The sequence below is a fragment of the Serratia sp. Res13-Sevr-LER1-36-b genome, from assembly GCF_015673035.1.
GTDB classification, from domain to species: domain Bacteria; phylum Pseudomonadota; class Gammaproteobacteria; order Enterobacterales; family Enterobacteriaceae; genus Chania; species Chania fonticola_C.
The window spans coordinates 43,291-61,674 of sequence record NZ_JADACK010000005.1 but is presented as its reverse complement, the minus strand read 5'-3'; the positions used below and the strand labels follow the sequence as shown (position 1 = coordinate 61,674).

The window sequence follows — 18,384 nt, the reverse complement described above, 5'->3', positions numbered from 1 at the left end:
TTCAAATTCCTAAATTAGATTAACGGTTTAAACCCAGACGCTCACCAGCATATGAACCATCTTTAACACGGATCCACCAGGCTTGGTTAGCCAAATACCACTCAACCGTTTTTCTAATGCCGCTTTCGAAGGTTTCTTGTGGTTTCCAACCCAGTTCACGGTCAATTTTCGAGGCATCAATCGCATAGCGCATGTCGTGGCCAGGGCGGTCAGTCACAAAGGTGATCAAATCTTCATACTTGAGCAGATTGCCAGGCTTATTAGGGACCAATTCGTCCAGCAACCGGCAGATGGTCTGCACCACGTCTATATTCTTACGTTCGTTATGACCACCAATGTTATAGGTTTCCCCAATTGCACCTTCACAAACAACCTTGTACAAAGCCCGTGCATGATCTTCCACATACAGCCAATCCCGAACTTGAGCACCATCACCGTATACAGGTAAAGCTTTACCCTCCAGCGCATTAAGGATCGTCAGCGGTATCAACTTTTCGGGGAAGTGATAAGGGCCATAATTGTTTGAACAGTTAGTCACAATAGTCGGTAAACCATAGGTACGCAGCCAAGCTCTGACAAGATGATCGCTTGAGGCTTTCGAGGCAGAGTAAGGGCTACTTGGCGCATAAGGCGTGGTTTCCGTAAACAGATCTTCCGTCCCGTGCAAATCGCCATAAACCTCATCGGTCGAGATATGATGGAAACGGAAAGCTTTTTTAGCAGCGTCATCCAAAGCTAGCCAATACTGACGCGCAGCTTCTAGAAGGGTATAGGTACCAACGATATTGGTTTCGATAAATGTAGCAGGCCCATCAATGGAACGATCAACATGGCTCTCGGCGGCCAGGTGCATAACCACATCAGGCTGGAACTCGGTAAATACACGGTCCAATCCCTGACGATTACAAATATCTACATGTTCAAATTTGTAGCGATCGCTACTAGTGATCGTGTCTAGTGATTCCAGATTCCCGGCATATGTCAGGCTATCTAAAACCAATATTTCATCCTGGGTATTATTAATAATATGACGTGCGACGGCTGAACCAATAAAACCAGCCCCACCAGTAACTATAATTCTCATGCATTCCTCTACAAAAAACATAACTTAGCTATTTATGAGCAACTATCTATAATTAAAACAAAAAAACCATTTGACTAATTATTTAGATACGAAAAGTATCATATTCAAATCAGCTTGATTGAATACTTTCTGATAAGGCCTTCATTTAAAAACTGACAAAATAAAATATCAGCTTGTACTTAAGCCAGCTTACTTTCCATTTTAGATGGTAACACCATATTCTGTTATCATAAATTTAACGGAAGACTGCTTAAGAGAACCGAATAAAGTTAATACTTATCCTTCATGACATCTATCGATAGCCAATTACCTAATAAAGCAATATTAATTTGGAAGTAAAACGCAGTTAATTAACTACCAATGCAGTCTATTCGATGAGAGGATCTTGTAAAAAACCCATAACCCTTCCACAAGAAAATTAGCTAAACTATGCATAATTCACCAGAAGAAGGCTCACGTACCAAATGAAGAATTGTTCCACGGCCAGTCCTATTATTTCCGTTCAATCTAAACTTCCCTCCGTTAGAAACATCTAAAATAGTAGTATGATCATCACTAATGTTTATATACAAATCTTGATAATTTTCCACACACAAAATATCTTTAATCTCTGTTTTCTGATTATTGTCGAAAACAAGATAAATACCCGGTTTATATACACTAATGGCAGGGTAAGGATCGTTCAAAGTTGCTTTTACTATATCCACCTGATCTTTTGATGTGTTATAAAACATTGTTCCGGAAGCAGCGGTATATAATATATTAACTATATTGTTTTTATTCTTAGGAATTATATATGGTAGCCCTTCATGGGCCCCCTGGCTACATACTGCGGTTATAAAACACCCATTACAGGACTCATCCATATTGACTAAGTACCGTTTACTTGGTGAAAGGTCCGTTATCTGACCAAGAATATAGTCACACTTCTCCATTACAAGCACATCATAACTTCCTGCCGCTAAAGCCCCCGTGCCCAGTTGCTGTGTATTGACATTCTGGCTAGCTAAGGTAAATGTACCATTGGTGCAATCAATAAGATGAAGAGCGCCCATTGATGGATCATTAACTATTGCACTTAAATTAAAGTTAATGACACCTACAAGTTTCATCCCAAATGCACCCTGATTAGTTATAGAACTTTTTATTTTTGCCGAGTTCGAAAGTCGTCCCGAAAAAGCAGAAACAAAATTGCTTATTGTAACGTAGTGACTTTTCCCACCACCTAAACGAGGTGCAATTAGTAAAGCTTCTGCAGAAAACTCGTTATCACCAATCCTCGCCTTAGGTTCAAAAGGATGGCATAGTGAAAGATTGAGGTAATGTCCACTTATTCTTATTGACGCATCAGGGAACAGAACAGCACCGATCCAAGTCAGTCCATCTGTATCCTCAATTCTTACACCATACTTGATGCTTCCAGTAGTTTTAATATTAGACAAATATAAATCACCATATGGCAACCGATCGTCAGCACATGGTTCAAAATTCACAATGAAATTTATATTAGAACCATCCAAGTCATTTATCCAAGTTCGAGCAGTTTGCTGCGTTTCTTTTCCAGCTTCACAGTAGATTAGTGAATTGACTCTCACTCCTTTTAGTTGATTTAACCTTGCAGCGAAGGTTCCAGTGACATTAATAGCATTTATATTTGATGTCGTTCCACGTCCGTCATTTTTAGCACCTAGATCACTAAAAGTAAGAGACGAAAAACTGATTGAAAGAGATGACAATTTATCTTTTAAAACAGGCTCAAACACGCTGAAACCAGAAAACCCAGGTAAAATCCAGCATTTAGAATTTACAACATCAACCCCCTTAATATGACATACGCCAGGATATTTAATTGTGCGAGAAACAGAAAAATTGGCAGGAAGTTGAATAACCTTGCCAGCACTGGATTGTAATAAAAGTTCAAGTGCATCAGATGAGTCGATTATTGATGAGTTAACAACACCGTACTTTTCAGCATAGATTATATCTTCAAGGGAAGTTATCGAGTTAATGTTATTATCACTAGATTGGCCTCCGTTACTCTTATTAGATTCTGCATGGGAACTCAATATAAAAAATGACATGATGGATGACATACCCAACCGAATAACATTTCTTCTATTAGATAAGTTTTTATCACTAATTTTACTAAAGAGTTTCTTAAAGAAAAGCATATTTCATCTCAATTATGATTCGTTATAATAACTAGATAACTGTCATATAGTCAATACGCTGATTTATTAACAAATCCTTTAAATACGGTAAGAAATATGATTTTCAGATCTAACCAGACGCTCCAATCTCGAATGTAGTCTAAATCATACTCAACCCTTTTCTCCATTTTTTCGAGTGTATCCGTTTCACCACGCCAGCCATTTATCTGAGCCCATCCCGTAATTCCCGGTTTAACCTTGTGGCGTAGCATGTAACCTTTAATCAACGATCTATACTGTTCATTATGCGCTACCGCGTGAGGTCGAGGCCCGACAATAGACATGTCCCCCAAAAGCACATTGAAAAATTGAGGAAGTTCATCTAAAGATGTTTTCCTCAAAATCCGTCCGATTGAAGTGACTCTGCTATCTCCTACCTTGGCCTGCTGAATAGAACCATCATTCTCCATTACATTCATTGACCTAAACTTCCAAACATTTATAGGCTTACCATCCATGCCATATCTAGTCTGCCTGAATAAAATAGGCCCTTCAGAAGTAAACTTGATCATCAATGAAATAATAAGTAGCACAGGAAGAATAAATATTATAATCCCTATTGAAATAACTATATCTTCCGTTCTCTTGACAATTCTATTCAGACCATTCATTGGTGTATCAAAGAGAGAAACCATTTGTATACCATTTATCTCTTCACTACGAGACTGCAACAAATTGAATGCAAGAACATCAGGAATTAACAAAACTGAGCATGTAGTATCTGTTAGAGCTTCAATCACTTCTTGAATAATAACTTCATCTCTCATTGGCATAGCGATGTATATCGTATCTATCAGCCCCTTACGAGCTTGATCAACTAGATTCGAAATATTTCCACCAAAAGGAATCATATCAGGCAAATCAACACCCGTTCTATTTGAGAACACTCCAATTATGTTGAAACCTAGCCAAGGTGACTTAATGAGATCCTGGGCTAAATTTACACCAACAGGCAATGTACCCAGTATGGCAACATTTTTTGTGTTATAACCAAGTTGACGAAGAAACCCAATTAATCGTCGGATTGCATAACGACTTAATATTAATCCCAAAGACACGAATATATACCATTTCGCGTAAGTTACTAACTCAGTATCTATTAGTTCAAATAGTGAAGTAATGCCTGAAGTTATTAATATACACAGTGTCCAGTTCTTTATAGCCAACTTCACTTCATTTCCAAAGCTGACTCCTCTCCATGAGCGATAAAAATCGGTAACACCGCCAAGCATCTGAAATACAACTAAAGCTGATAAAATCATCAACCAATGTGTATAGATAAAACTCTCACCCTTAAAAAGACAGACAACATAAAGCATCGATACCATTACCAAAATATCTGAGAATCTTTGAACAATAGATATCATGGATGCATTGGCCCGAAATGTACTTCTTTTATATTTCATAGGGCATATTTCCAAGTAAACCTTTATTATAGGAGTGATCATACATAGTATTCACATACGATAATCTTGTATTTATCCATATAATGAAAATCATTGATTAACTTCATTACATGAAAGATAAAGCGCTAGAGATATAATATAAGAAGAACAGACTAAAATTTTAATTGCTAGAAATCACCATTAATAGGACCTATTTTCTAGCCCATGCTAATAATAGTTCCTCATAACTCTGCAGAACATTTTCCCAAGTGAAATTGGCTCTGTACTTCGATATCGAAGAATGTCTCATTCTCTGAGCAAGATCCTGGCTGGATATTATCATTCCAATCTTTTCAGAACAACTTTCAGCATCAGAAAAGAACATTGTTTCCTCACCCACAACCCACCGGTTAAATTCATTATCATGGGCTATAACTGCATTGCCAGCACCCAACGCTTCCACTAATGAAGGGTTTGTCCCACCAACACGATGCCCGTGAATATATGCTAGTGCGTGAAATCTTAACTCTGAAACAACCGCGGAGTCATAGATAGCACCAGCAAAGATCACTTCTTCATTTGCTGCCTTTTGTATGAGTTTATGATAACTATTATTTACAAAATCATAATTTCCGAGTATAAGTAACTTAACATCTCTTTTCTGATTAGAAAAGCCCGTTACAATTTCTAGAATAGAGTTTTCTGGCTCGGCTCGAGCAATGATGATTAAATATTCTTTTTTTCTAAGACCTAATTTATTTAACGACTCACTACCTACATTATCTATAAATTTTGCACCATAAGGGATCATGGTAATCTTTTCACTATTCACTCGACTTTCTAGATGGGTCTTTATTTTTGGATGATCTGCAATTAAATGAGAACCGAACCAACATCCTAGCCGTTCATTAATCCAAAACCACCCCTTTGCAACTTTACCCCATTTGTCTCTTTTCCACTCAATACCATCCATATTTATGATGTTTTTTCTTCTTGTTATTGAATGTAAAACATTGAAAATTGCAGTATTATAACCCAAAGTTAAAATAATATCATCTGACTTAAGTGACGCTACAATAGATTTAAAATCAAAAATAACCGTCCCAAGAGAACCCCCTTGTTTAACCGGTATATTAATAAGATTCACACCATTCCACACAGTGCTTGAAACCTCTCCCTCTTCTACTTGACAATATACTGTCACCTCCCATCCTTTACTGACTAAATAAAGAGATAAATACTCAGCAAATGTTTCAAAACCGCCATGGGCTGCAGGAATGCCTCTAATACCTAAGATTGATAACTTTTTCATCTGTGGACTCATTCTTCGATAGCCTTTTTTATTTCATCTTGATATATTCTAACAGAAAATTTATTTTCATAATTTTTTCTTGCATTAGTGCTCATGATTAAATATTTCTCATCATGTGTAATATCTATTTGATTAAAAACACTAATCAGATCTTCCTTATTATTTGGCTGAAATAAATATCCGTCATGTTGGTTGATAACAATTTCGGACAAACCTCCGTGGTTTGCAGCAATAGCAGGTTTACCCGCGGAAAAGGCCTCAACAACAACGCGCCCAAATGGCTCAGGTTTAATTGACGGTACAACAATATAATCTGTCCACAAGTAATGCTCATTTGGAAAGTTCGTGAATGGAATGAGTGAAACAGTGTCCTGCAACCCAAGTTCAACGATTCTTTTTTCTAATTCGTCTTTTAAATACTCATAGCCCTCGAAAGGACTGCCAACAATTCTAGCTGAAATTTTATGCCTTGATTTTTTTGCATATTCATATAACGCATCAATAAATAATTGTTGTCCCTTCCAGGTATTTATTCTCCCAATGACTAAGAACCTTATTTCCTCACCTGAGGTATTTCTTTCAATTATATTATTATTTCCAATATCCTCAACACCATTATAAATAACCAGACCAGGTAAATTGAATGCATGTTTAGTCGCATTGGAGTTATATATTAAATTTATATTTCCGAGTTTAAAAATAGCTTTAAAAAATAAAATTTGCTTATTTGAAGGTATTTCTCTAACATGGCAAATGATTTTTTTACTTGAAAATCTAAAAAAAACTGCGGCTAACAATGCAGAAAGCATAACAACAGTATTAATATATACTATATCGTATTTTTTGTATTCATTAACATAATGGAATACAGAAAGAATTGTATCTTTTAGATACCTTAATGGCTTTTTCACCTCTTTTTTCCGTAAAATACCTTTAGAATAAACTGAAACTGAACCACAGCATTCTTCTAATAACGGATACAATTCACCATTAAAAGGCAAGACAATATCTACATCGTTGCTCTCTACTATTCCTTGAACTGTCGACAGAAAGCTTCTATCAGAACCATAGAGCTCTGCACTTTGATGCAAGCATAGCACCTTCCTCTTCATATATCTCCCGAACACTTTATTTTATTAAAAATAATTTCAAAAGTTCTATATACCTTAAATCTTTTCTCTTTATTATTGTTTTTAGTGTAAAGAAAAAATAGTAACAAAGAACTCTAACTTTAAAAAATGGTAAATCTGAAAATATAATTTTTTTAGAAAGCAATAAGTTTTTTAATCTTGGGTAGTTATCGTTGAAAGATAACGTGGTATCCCTCAAAGCCGAGTCATGTGTTAACTGTGTTTGTAATATATATAGTTTATTACCTTGAGCTAGGGTATCTCTAAAAAATTTAGTATCTACACCATAAAAACTTAATCGTTCATCAAACGGCTTTTCAGGTAAGGAAGATGACAAGTTCAGTATGGTTCCACTCATCATTGCAACTATATCTTTCCGCTCAGTGATACCTGAATCTATATCATTAAGAGCAATGCCTCGCACCCCTTTTACAAAACCTGGCGAAATCATGGAGCCTTTATTATAAATCTTCGGTACCGCTACATTTACGAGCGGATTATCAAAGCATTCCTTAACAAACCTATCTAGGCTATTAATGTAAGCCTGATCAAGCACAGAGTCATCATCTAATATAACTAGCCATTTAACTTCATCTCTATATTCTGATATTACTTTATTATATACGATAGAGAGCCTTTCATTATTCCCAGTATGGAAGTAATGTTCTTTTGACGAATTATAGTTAAGTGATCCATTTCCAAATCCTTTGACTGAATTGTCCCAAATAACTAAAGTTGCATCAAGATGTATTGATTTAAAATCCAGACACCTATAACTTTGAACAGTTTTTGTCAGCTCGGGACTTTTACTATGGATTACAACTAAAAATACTATTTTATCCATATTATTTATTTCACCCTCTATATTTTAACTGACACTAGTTTTATATTTTAATTTCGAGTTATACACTATATATAAAATCAGTAGGGTATAATATACCGAACCAGCTATATGTTGAAAACTGCAAACGAAAAGAAATATTGCTAACTGAACTAACACACATAGTCGTAATCGCTTGTTCATTTGATTACTTACGGCTTCATCATTCTTAGCTACGCTAGTTGCAAGTGAGATTAATACGAAAATGAAAATAATTGCACCGATCCCTAACTCAAGCAGTGTATAAATATAGTATGAATCAAAGGCACCAGGATAACTACCAAGACCACGTCCCAGAGGAGTAAAGTCATTAAAGAAAGTGACATACTGTAACAACCGGCCTTGAGAAGATGCATCTTTGCTAAATTCAAAATCTGAAGATAGATATAAAAAAAGCAATGATACTAAGCTTAGGGAAAATATAATTGCACTTATTTTTCTCAATTTATCAGATGAAATTAACTTAAATATTAATATAATAACAAATGCAATCACCACCATAAGCACTCCCGTCCTTACCATCGTAACATACGAAAAAAGGAGATAGAGTAAAAAATAAAATATATTGAACATCATATTGTTTTTCTTTTTTAGGATTATGATATCGCAAATTATTTTTACTAAAAAGAATCCGTATACATATGATGCTATCAATGCAGATATTAAAAATCCTGATGCTCTTAAATTATCATCTCTGACAATTTGATAAATTAGTTGCCCCGTGTTGTAACTATCATTTACACGTAACTTCGAGTCTAATAATGACTGGTAACGCCATAAACTTTCATAGTTACCTGTATAAGTTATATACTCATGTACTGCTACGACTCCATTAATCGTGGCCATTACAAAAAACACTTTAATGAATACTGAGAGTTCCGCCTCAGGGTTTTTTGACGTAATAACCAATAAAATAGCAAGAAATATAGATGAAAATATATCTCTAAAATCAGTATAGACACTCTTTGCCGTTGCACCACCAACTAAACCAAAGATAGCTGAAATCAATACTATCAATGATACTATCATTAAGTACTTAAATGATGGACGACTTATTTTTCTAGAGAAAAACATCTTAAATAACGCGGAAAGCAATATAAATTCCACACCAAGTTTATATATAATAATCTCAGTTCCAGATATCACCCCCAAATAGTAATTCACATAGTCGTACATAAAGAGATAAACAACCAGAACCCCAATTAAAATACTCCTTACTGCAGTTCTGTTAGATTGTACACACAATGCTAAAAAAATAAATATCATTAAGAATAATGCTTCAAAAAGATAATTCATTTTACTAGTCCGGATAAAAATGACTCTACTAAGTCTTTATGACCTTCTGTTACTCTTAAAATATCTTCTCTACTTATGTCAAGCGCAAGGCGAGATGCCATATAGATATCTTTAGCATCATATTGTGTTTTCAGATTTTCAGCCCCCCACGTTGCTATATATGCACTCAGTTTTTTAATATCCTTATTAAAGGTTACATATGGAACACCAAAACTTAGTGACGTAATAGCGCCATGTAAGCTTGTCCCTATATATAAGCTAGCTTGAGATATTAAGGCCATTATTTCATAAATATGAATTTGCTCATATATAAATACAACGCGTTGAGGATATTCTTCCGCTAATTTTTTATTTAAAATTGCCAGTGGTTTAAAATCTTCATGCCCTAATGCATGACCTATCGGGCAAAGCACGAGATCTAGGTTGGTTTCTTTAAGCAGTTGCTTTAAGTTTCTGTATACCTCATCTAGATTTTCAGTTTTTTCGCTTCCCACTTGGAAGAACACATAGTTATTATTTAATAAATTTGGTATTTTTGATATTTTCCAAGTATTTTCAAGTTCATTAGATAACAAGCGAGCCATCAGCGTAGCCGAGTCAGGCACCAAATGAAGGTTAGTCAACTTATTTATATTTCTTATTTTTTCATAAGTAACTTCATCTCGAACCCCGACAGAGGTATGGGTCATTAAGATCTTTGATAGTGCCTCTACTTTAGTATTGGACCATGTTGCCACCGCAGAACCACCAACACAATTATCAAAGATACTAATTTTGCTTTTTTCGATTCGATCTGGGAATGTAAATGGTCGTTGTGTCTTACCACCACATCTAACTTTGGCGTAATTTGAGAATACACCGACGCGTCTATCTACGGCCCTCACATATTTGTTTTTGTAAAATGAGTTAAACGAAGGATCAAGATATGAGTACAGATCGGCCCAAGATGTGCATAGTGATTCACCACCGGCAATGATTACTTTATCGTTATCTTTTATTTCTGAATAAAAATCTTTTATATTCTTAGTTTTCTTTGCCCCAAATTGTGATAAATCACTAGAAATCAGGCCATAATACTCGACGGTGAAAGGCTTAGTGGAATATTTCTTTATATAAGCTTCTAGTATTAATGGGAAAAGTAAATCACCATAGTTGTATCTATCAAATGGGCCTAAAATCTTATAACTTTCCATTACCATCCTCAATTGCTTTGATATAAATAACTTTCGAAATACAGCCTAATATATAGAATATTATAACACCGACAACAATTGTTATTGATATTATTTCATTAAAAAGCCAACACCCACATAAAAACAATATCGCTATTAAAAACGATAGGATATTCGTATATAAAATCTCTTTATCTTTACCATGGGAATACAATATATATTGTAGTGCAAGGTTCAGTGCATTAACAATTATTGTGCACATAACTAGCCCCAACAGTACAGAGTTTCCCTCTAATTTAAATAGCGGATTATCGCTGAATTCCCCTGCAATTAAAAGGGATAAAGGAATTCCTACGAAAAATAATGTAGAAATAAATATCGTTGATAGAAGCAACTTCTTCTTTATCCGGCGATAAAGGGTACCATCACCAGCTTTTATAGCTAATATAAGCTGAGGGTAAATACGACTAGGACCAAGAAAAATGAAAACAGCCCCTGCAGATATAGCCAAACTGGTATAGAAAACATATAATCCTAGAGCATCTTTGGTATCAATTACTCCAACAAGGTACCTATCAAAAACCTGAACAAATCTTAGTATCAATGTTCCTAGCAAATACCAGAATGCTGTTTTTAACGCATTAATTATCCATATAAAATTAATTTTAGGTATTACTATTCTTTTATTACAAAACTTAATGGATATATATAAATAAGATATGATGGATGTTACAAGACCAAATGAAAACCAGTATTTAAATATCAAGTCAATATTGACATTCATACCCAGAAGTACAAATAAGACTATTATATACGTCCACAATGCACTCCTAACAAACAAAAGTATAGATGCAGCTAACTGATCTCGTAAAGCAATCAGAGTACGGTAAGACTCCTGACCAAAATGTTCAACTAAAGTTATTAGTATAAAATATATAAAATAATTTTTATCTAAGAAACCACTAAAAGAGAGAAGATACGCCGATGGAATAAATAACGCGATAGTTAGTACAAATAGGCCCAGTTGTTTAGATATTAGATAATGCCAGTGATCTGGTTCGCTACCTATACCTAATCGATTCACATAGGAATGTGTTTCAAAACCAATGAAATAAATTGCATAGCTGGTAAACGAGGCCATTAGTCCATATAAACCGAGCTCTGATAATGGCAATGACCAGCCAAGTATTAGAATAAAAAGTAGCTTACTACCCAATGTAAGAACTCTTAGCCCTCCACTAATCACTATTTCCCAGCGATTCTCTACTTTCACTTTATAGACTAACCTCTTTATATTCTCATTTTGTCGCCAAGAAGAAATTTCTAATTAATTACTTCTCAGCGACAATCTGTTTTGTTACTGATAGCTATTACTTTTTTGTTTCATCACTTTCATATTTATAGTCAACATACTCATAGTTGCCATAACCATAATAACTAGCGGCACGTTTAATAACAGCATTAAGTATAATGCCCTTGATATCAACACCGTTTTGCTCAAAACGTTTAAAGCTCATTTCGATCTCCTTGAGAGTTGTACCTTCAAATTTAGCCACCATTAGCGATGTGCCGACATGATGTCCAACTAATACAGCGTCTGTAACTGCAAGTATCGGTGGAGTATCGACAATAACCAGATCATAGTCTTGGCTTACGCTAATCATTAATTCACTTAACCTGGCATTCATGAGCAATTCTGACGGATTTGGTGGTACTTGCCCTCTTGTTAGTATATCGACGCCAGAATAAAATGTTTGCTTGATAGCTGATGTGTAGTCAACACGCCCAGATAGAACATCTGATAAGCCAGTATTAGTATTCACATCAAATAACTCATGCAGGTAGCCTTTTCGCATATCTGCGTCAATTATTAAAACTTTTTGTTGTGATTGGCTGATCACTGCAGCTAGGTTAGCACTTACAAATGTTTTACCAATTGCGGGTGTGGCCCCCGTTATCATGAGAATATTATTCTTAGACTCAAGCATTGCAAAATGCAAACTAGTTCTCAGGCTCCGCAAAGCTTCAATAGCTAAATCGCTAGGGTTTCCGTAAGCTAGTAAATCATGCGAACGTGCATTTTTTTTCTTACCTTTGTTCAAGATAGCCAATGTATTATCTTTTTTCTTTTGCCAAAGCGAGATAGGTATGCTTGAGTAAACGTTAATTCCTCTCTCTTCTAATTGGCTTGCACTTTCGATACCTCTATGCATTGCTGTTTTTATAATAACGTAAGCTACGGACAGCACGCCTCCAACCATTGTCATAATTAGTACTACTAATATTTTATTTGGCTTAACCGGTTTCGGTTGGGTGATTGCCCCATCGATAATCCTGACGTTACCAACAGTACTTGCTTTACTAATGTTCAATTCCTGCTGTTTGTTGAGCAATTGCATATAAACTTCTTGCCCCGATTGGACATCTCGAGTCAAACGCAATATTTCTTGCTGCGTTTTAGGCATTCCACTAACTCTTTTGTCTAATTTTTTCTTTTCGTCTTCTAATGTTTTTCTTTTCTCAAGTAAAGCTTTATACGATGGATGTTCTTTAGTATATAATTTCGATATCTCAGCTTCTTTAAACGTTGACTCATTTAGTTGTGATTCTACCGATACCATAGTATCCAATACAGACTTAGCTTCCAATGTTAAGTCTACAGAGTCATTTTCTTGTCTATACTGATTCAGTTTACTTTCAGATTGATTTAAATTATCTCGAATTTTCGGCAATTGCTCATTCAAGAAAATCAAGCTCTTTTCAGCTTCTTCAGATTTTCTATCGACATTTTGCATCAAATAATTATTGCTTATACTTTCCAAGATTTCCCTAGTTTTATCTGGATCATCTCCATCTAGGGTTAATGCTAATATTCCAGTGTCTTTTCCTTTATCAGCGACATTGAAATTATCTAATATTTTATTAAACACAGCTAGCTTAGAGTACTTGGTTATTTTAAAAACAGTCCCTTTATCCGCGCTAATATCACTTACTAGAATTTTTAGATTATTCTTATCGACTAACTTACCAATTTGCCCCGTCGTATCCATTCCATTTGGATCCGTTATCACAAACTGACCATTACCAATAAATTTCAATTGATATGGTGATTCCAAATTCTCCGTCGGCACCTCAAAAAGAGTTACTAACGCAGTGCTCTTATCCTCATCAAATAACTTCGCTAACCTCTTTCCAATTATTGGAAAGAACTTCTCATCTACAACTGTATCTAATTTAAGTTCATCTATGGTTTTACCAATAACCATTCTAGATTTGATAAGTTCAATTTCAGCTGCTGAAGCTGGTTGATTCGAAGGTAACATCTGGGATATATCGTTTAAAATAGAATTGCCTACATTTTGTTCAACTTGTATTAAGGCTTCAGCACGATATATTGGGGTGGCTAGTATTGAATAAAGAATGCTAAAAAATAAAAAGGTACACACTACTCCAAGAATCAGCCACTTCGAGTCAATCAAAGCCCCGATATAGCGGCCTATATCTATATCTTCGTTCGTTTCAACATTTGCCATTTGAATTTTATTTGTCATCACGATTCCAATCAACTAAATTAGTGCTTTAGCCCACAATGATGCAGACCTATCAATTAACTGATAAACTGCTTCAAAGATTTCTCGGCTTTTTCGGTAAGGGTCAGAAATATCTTGCTTATCTAACCAATGCCCAAATAGCATCGTTTTCCCTCTAACTTCAGGGGCTATTTGACAGACGCTATCAATATGTGATTGTTCCATAACTAGAATAAGTTCAAACTCTCTACACATAGACGACGTAAGTTGTCTACCACAATGACCTTCTAATGAAAGGTCATGCTCTAAAGCAACAGATGTGGCTACTTTATCCGCAGGATTACCAACTACAGCCGAAATCCCGGCCGACTCAATTCTTTTATTCGGTAGATGCTTTAATAACAATCGTTCCCCCATTGGGGAACGACAGATATTTCCGACACAAACAACCAAAATTGAATCAAACATAAATTAATTCCATTGATTAATATAACGCACAGTTTCAGTTATATCATGCACACCTGTGATAGTTGGCACTAACTGACTAATTACACGATTCCAACGAACGATCGGTGCAGTAGTTACATAAACTATATCGTAAGGTTGTAACTGGAATTCCGTTCCCATAACCAGCGCCGAAGCATCTGCCGCATTTAATTGGAAGATATTAGCTATTTTACTTCCTTCAGCACCACGCAGAGGCCGGATGACAAATACCCCTGTCGCATCAGACATCGCCTGATCCATACCTTCAGCATTACCCAGAGCTTCGGTTAACGTCATACCGCTTCTATCCATCCGCAGCGTTGACTGTTTTTTCACTTCCCCCATCACGAACACTTTCAAGCCGTCATTACGTGGGATATAAAGAATATCGCCAGGATAGAGCAAATGATTCTGCGTCAGATCGCCCTGCTGCATCAAAGCTTGCAGAGAAATACGCTGCTCTTTACCATTGTGCGTTAGCACTACATTACGCCAATCCGCGTTCTCAGCAAGGCCACCCGCATTATTAATCGCATCCATCACGGTTAGCGGCACGTTGGTAATCGGTTGTTGGCCTGATTTTGCCACTTCACCTGTCACATACGCTTTTTGCGAACGGAAGGCCGCAATGCTCACATCTACCTGTGGACTTTCGATATACTGTGCCAAGCGACCAGCAATATCGTTGCGAACTTGGCTAGCCGTTTTCCCGGCAACCTTCACCTTGCCAATATACGGATAGAAGATAGTGCCATCGGCATTCACCCAGTTACCTGTGTCGCTAGCGCTACGGTATTGGCCGGCCGGGGTTGTCAGCTCTGGGTGATCCCAAACGGTGACCATAAGCACATCGCCCACACCGATACGATATTCATAGTTCTGTAGTGCAAGTTCCAGCGCTGGGTTGGTTTGCGCGATGACCGGTTTTGGCCGCATTTTCTCAACCAGGCTCGGCGTCATCGGGTAGATATTGACCAGCTTATTCAGGTTAAAATCGCTGTCTTCCTGCTTAACAACGTTTTTCCCGCTGGTAGAGAGGTGTGAACCTGGAACCACGGTACAACCGCTGATCACACTGATCGATACCAAGAGCGGTATCAGCTTCCATTGTTTCTTTGCCATCGAATTTTCATCACTTTCAAAGTAAGTAAACTTGCAACGCTAAACACCTGGCCAACCGTGGCCGCTTGGGGTGGTGCTTAGCAAAATTTTTGGTTTGCGCTATGTATAGGCATCCAGCGATACATGCATGAAAGCACTCATTGAGCAAACGTTGAGCCTGAGTCTGCTAAGATGCTTTCCTCAAACTGGCGCTTGCACCAGGAGTGTTTTCATGTGCGTTCGATCTCGGACAAGTCAAAAGGCCCGCTGAGATTTCCGCAGGCCTCTAACTATAAAGATTTTTCTGCTCTTTTTCAGTACTAATTACTACAATTTTAGCTGCTCGGCCCATTCACGGAAGGCTTTGCCCTGCGTTGGGTGGCGTAGGCCATAGGTCACAAAAGCCCGGAGATAGCCTAGTTTCTCACCGCAGTTGAACGATTCCCCCACCAGTTCCATCGCTTCTACCGTCTGTTGTTTCATCAGGTCAGCAATCGCATCGGTCAGTTGAATTCGGCCCCAGGCGCCTGGCTGCGTTTTTTCCAAAATCGGCCAGATGTCGGCAGAGAGCACATAACGGCCTACAGCAGAATAATTGGATTTCAGTTTCACTTCACGGCTTGGCTTCTCAATGATCGACGTCATGCGTGAACTTTCCCCTGGTTGCAGGGTAGTTGTCTCACATTCTGCCACTGAGTAGTCATGCAGCACATTTTCATCCGCTGGCTGCACCAGTACCTGGCTTAGCCCGTTATCTTCGAAGCGGGCAATCATATGCGCCAGGTTGTCTTTGTGCATATCCGCCTTGGCGTCATCCAGCAGCACGTCCGGCAGCACCACCACGAAAGGTGAATCACCTACCAATGGTTTGGCACACAGTACCGCATGCCCCAATCCTTTCGGTTGTCCTTGGCGAATGTGCATCAGGGTTACGCCCTTCGGCGTGATGGATTTAACTTCATCCAGCAACTGACGCTTCACGCGCGCTTCAAGCATCGCCTCAAGCTCATAAGACGTATCGAAATGGTTTTCGATCGCGTTCTTGGAGGAGTGGGTAACCAGAATGATTTCCTTGATCCCGGCAGCCACGCATTCGTTGACGATATATTGGATCAACGGCTTATCAACGATCGGCAGCATCTCTTTTGGGATCGCTTTGGTCGCAGGCAACATGCGCATACCCAGACCAGCAACAGGAATGACGGCTTTCAACTTCTTCGACATGGTGTTCCTCTTAAAATCTTGTGGTCGTGCTAACCGGCTAGGGCAATTACTTGCTGTTCAGGGTCTGTTTCATCCACTGGGTGAAGTTTTCGCCTTCGGAAGGGTGGCGCAGGGCATACTGTACAAACGCCTTCATATAGCCCAGTTTGTCACCACAGTCGTGGGATTTGCCGCTCATATGGAAAGCTTCTACCGTTTCCTGCTCCATCAGCATGGCAATGGCGTCGGTCAGTTGGATTTCATCGCCAGCTCCCGGAGGCGTTTTCTCCAGCAACGGCCAGATATCGGCTGAGAGGACATACCGCCCCACTACGGCCAGGTTAGATGGCGCATCTTCCCGCGCAGGTTTCTCTACCACCGCAGTCATTGGCGTACTTGCACCAGCGGCTAACGCCACACCACCGCAATCGACCACACCGTATTTTGAAACGTCCTCTTCTGGCACTGGCTCAACCATAATCTGGCTAAAGCCGGTTTGCTCGAAGCGCTGGATCATTTTGGCCAAGTTTTCTTTCTGCAGATCAGCGGTAGATTCATCCAATAACACGTCCGGCAGCAGCACCACAAATGGGTTATCCCCAATCATCGGTTGAGCGCATAACACCGCGTGACCCAGTCCTTTGGCTTGCCCTTGGCGCACTTGCATCACCGTCACATCTGGCGGGCAGATACTTTGTACTTCCGCAAGCAGTTGGCGTTTTACTCGAGCTTCCAACGTCGCTTCCAGCTCAAAGGAAGTATCAAAGTGGTTTTCGATCGCGTTTTTCGATGAGTGCGTAACCAGTACGATATCCTTGATGCCAGCCGCAACGCATTCGCTCACGATGTACTGAATCAATGGCTTATCGACCACAGGCAGCATTTCTTTAGGGATCGCCTTGGTTGCGGGCAGCATACGCGTGCCCAAACCTGCTACTGGGATAACGGCCTTCAATCTTTTTTGCATGAATTTTTTCCACCGACAAATAACAAGTAAGTGTAACAGAGCCAGGAAAAGTGGTTACCCCTAACGTCTCAATGAATTTTTAACTTTAAAAATCAATTGATTACAATCGTAAAGTGACGTTTTAGGCACGCTACCGCCCTTGGCTTGCAGCTACCAATGCACTGTAGACAATGTTTGAACTGACAAGCGTGCAATCAACTCCACGCTCGTAGATGAGCCTTAGGTTCTACTCAGAATTTAATGAGAGGCAAGTCGCAGTGTAGGGAAAAGGCTATGCCTTCCTGGCCAAGTGGTCAGTCTTGCTATCATTTATAGGATGCTAAGATTCTTATACTATTGACCCGGTGAAACAAGTCTTAGTGGCTTCATTAAGACCTTTTCAGAATAAGACTACTAAGGATACGCGATTTTTAAGATTTTACTCGTTTAACTACTTTATAACAAATTGATTATAATGGTGATTATCTAAGCGTAGGATTTATAAGCAGCTATTTGTTCTATGTTTTCTGGTGCTTACCTCCAATGACAAAATCCTGACACTGTTTAATTATTCTACTAGCATAGATTACCCGCACCTCATGCGGATTTAGTGTTGAAATCCCCTCCTTCAGCGTCCATCATTCTCAAT

14 protein-coding genes are annotated in these 18,384 nt (G+C 38.1%); all 14 read right to left on the bottom strand.

What is annotated here, in order from left to right; all coding sequences use genetic code 11:
- Window positions 1-19: 19 nt before the first annotated feature.
- Window positions 20-1,084 carry a dTDP-glucose 4,6-dehydratase gene (gene rfbB, locus IMQ33_RS01360; protein ID WP_098927936.1) on the bottom strand — a complete coding sequence of 355 codons (1,065 nt, stop codon included), beginning with the start codon at window positions 1,082-1,084 and terminating at the stop codon, window positions 20-22.
- Window positions 1,085-1,506: 422 nt separating this feature from the next.
- Window positions 1,507-3,255 (bottom strand): hypothetical protein, encoded by a 1,749-nt coding sequence (locus IMQ33_RS01355; protein ID WP_196067746.1) that lies wholly within the window; start codon window positions 3,253-3,255, stop codon window positions 1,507-1,509.
- Window positions 3,256-3,305: 50 nt separating this feature from the next.
- Entirely contained in the window at window positions 3,306-4,700 is a 1,395-nt protein-coding gene (wcaJ, locus tag IMQ33_RS01350; RefSeq protein WP_098931682.1) for an undecaprenyl-phosphate glucose phosphotransferase, read from the bottom strand.
- Between the two features lie 190 nt (window positions 4,701-4,890).
- Window positions 4,891-5,991: a DUF1972 domain-containing protein gene (locus tag IMQ33_RS01345; RefSeq protein WP_196062897.1), complete on the bottom strand. Its 1,101-nt coding sequence runs from the start codon at window positions 5,989-5,991 to the stop codon at window positions 4,891-4,893.
- Between the two features lie 8 nt (window positions 5,992-5,999).
- Complete coding sequence (locus IMQ33_RS01340) at window positions 6,000-7,082, bottom strand: glycosyltransferase family 4 protein (protein ID WP_196067745.1); 1,083 nt, start codon at window positions 7,080-7,082, stop codon at window positions 6,000-6,002.
- A 37-nt stretch (window positions 7,083-7,119) separates the two neighbouring features.
- Window positions 7,120-7,965, bottom strand: a complete 846-nt coding sequence (locus IMQ33_RS01335) for a glycosyltransferase (protein WP_196067744.1) — start codon at window positions 7,963-7,965, stop codon at window positions 7,120-7,122.
- A 24-nt stretch (window positions 7,966-7,989) separates the two neighbouring features.
- Entirely contained in the window at window positions 7,990-9,297 is a 1,308-nt protein-coding gene (locus tag IMQ33_RS01330; protein WP_196067743.1) for a hypothetical protein, read from the bottom strand.
- A complete protein-coding gene (locus tag IMQ33_RS01325) occupies window positions 9,294-10,490 on the bottom strand; it encodes a polysaccharide pyruvyl transferase family protein (protein ID WP_192958275.1) in 1,197 nt (398 codons plus the stop codon). The genes IMQ33_RS01330 and IMQ33_RS01325 overlap by 4 nt, the downstream gene beginning before the upstream one ends.
- Window positions 10,477-11,742: an oligosaccharide flippase family protein gene (locus IMQ33_RS01320; RefSeq protein WP_196067742.1), complete on the bottom strand. Its 1,266-nt coding sequence runs from the start codon at window positions 11,740-11,742 to the stop codon at window positions 10,477-10,479. The genes IMQ33_RS01325 and IMQ33_RS01320 overlap by 14 nt, the downstream gene beginning before the upstream one ends.
- A 97-nt stretch (window positions 11,743-11,839) precedes the next feature.
- Window positions 11,840-14,020, bottom strand: a complete 2,181-nt coding sequence (gene wzc / locus IMQ33_RS01315) for a tyrosine-protein kinase Wzc (RefSeq protein ID WP_196062638.1) — start codon at window positions 14,018-14,020, stop codon at window positions 11,840-11,842.
- A 15-nt stretch (window positions 14,021-14,035) separates the two neighbouring features.
- Window positions 14,036-14,467: a protein tyrosine phosphatase gene (locus IMQ33_RS01310; RefSeq protein ID WP_098927952.1), complete on the bottom strand. Its 432-nt coding sequence runs from the start codon at window positions 14,465-14,467 to the stop codon at window positions 14,036-14,038.
- Window positions 14,468-14,470: 3 nt separating this feature from the next.
- A complete protein-coding gene (locus tag IMQ33_RS01305; protein ID WP_098927954.1) occupies window positions 14,471-15,607 on the bottom strand; it encodes a polysaccharide export protein in 1,137 nt (378 codons plus the stop codon).
- 306 nt (window positions 15,608-15,913) lie between these two features.
- Complete coding sequence (gene galU / locus IMQ33_RS01300) at window positions 15,914-16,810, bottom strand: UTP--glucose-1-phosphate uridylyltransferase GalU (protein WP_161739093.1); 897 nt, start codon at window positions 16,808-16,810, stop codon at window positions 15,914-15,916.
- Between the two features lie 46 nt (window positions 16,811-16,856).
- On the bottom strand, window positions 16,857-17,756 hold the full coding sequence (gene galU, locus IMQ33_RS01295; protein WP_196062637.1) for a UTP--glucose-1-phosphate uridylyltransferase GalU: 900 nt from the start codon (window positions 17,754-17,756) through the stop codon (window positions 16,857-16,859).
- Window positions 17,757-18,384: the final 628 nt, after the last annotated feature.

Bases quoted from the DNA above. Each gene is read 5' to 3' on its own strand.
- rfbB (WP_098927936.1), bottom strand. From the start codon at position 1,084: ATGAGAATTATAGTTACTGGTGGGGCTGGTTTTATTGGTTCAGCCGTC.
- IMQ33_RS01355 (WP_196067746.1), bottom strand. From the start codon at position 3,255: ATGCTTTTCTTTAAGAAACTCTTTAGTAAAATTAGTGATAAAAACTTA.
- wcaJ (WP_098931682.1), bottom strand. From the start codon at position 4,700: ATGAAATATAAAAGAAGTACATTTCGGGCCAATGCATCCATGATATCT.
- IMQ33_RS01345 (WP_196062897.1), bottom strand. From the start codon at position 5,991: ATGAAAAAGTTATCAATCTTAGGTATTAGAGGCATTCCTGCAGCCCAT.
- IMQ33_RS01335 (WP_196067744.1), bottom strand. From the start codon at position 7,965: ATGGATAAAATAGTATTTTTAGTTGTAATCCATAGTAAAAGTCCCGAG.
- IMQ33_RS01330 (WP_196067743.1), bottom strand. From the start codon at position 9,297: ATGAATTATCTTTTTGAAGCATTATTCTTAATGATATTTATTTTTTTA.
- IMQ33_RS01325 (WP_192958275.1), bottom strand. From the start codon at position 10,490: ATGGAAAGTTATAAGATTTTAGGCCCATTTGATAGATACAACTATGGT.
- wzc (WP_196062638.1), bottom strand. From the start codon at position 14,020: ATGACAAATAAAATTCAAATGGCAAATGTTGAAACGAACGAAGATATA.
- IMQ33_RS01310 (WP_098927952.1), bottom strand. From the start codon at position 14,467: ATGTTTGATTCAATTTTGGTTGTTTGTGTCGGAAATATCTGTCGTTCC.
- IMQ33_RS01305 (WP_098927954.1), bottom strand. From the start codon at position 15,607: ATGGCAAAGAAACAATGGAAGCTGATACCGCTCTTGGTATCGATCAGT.
- galU (WP_161739093.1), bottom strand. From the start codon at position 16,810: ATGTCGAAGAAGTTGAAAGCCGTCATTCCTGTTGCTGGTCTGGGTATG.
- galU (WP_196062637.1), bottom strand. From the start codon at position 17,756: ATGCAAAAAAGATTGAAGGCCGTTATCCCAGTAGCAGGTTTGGGCACG.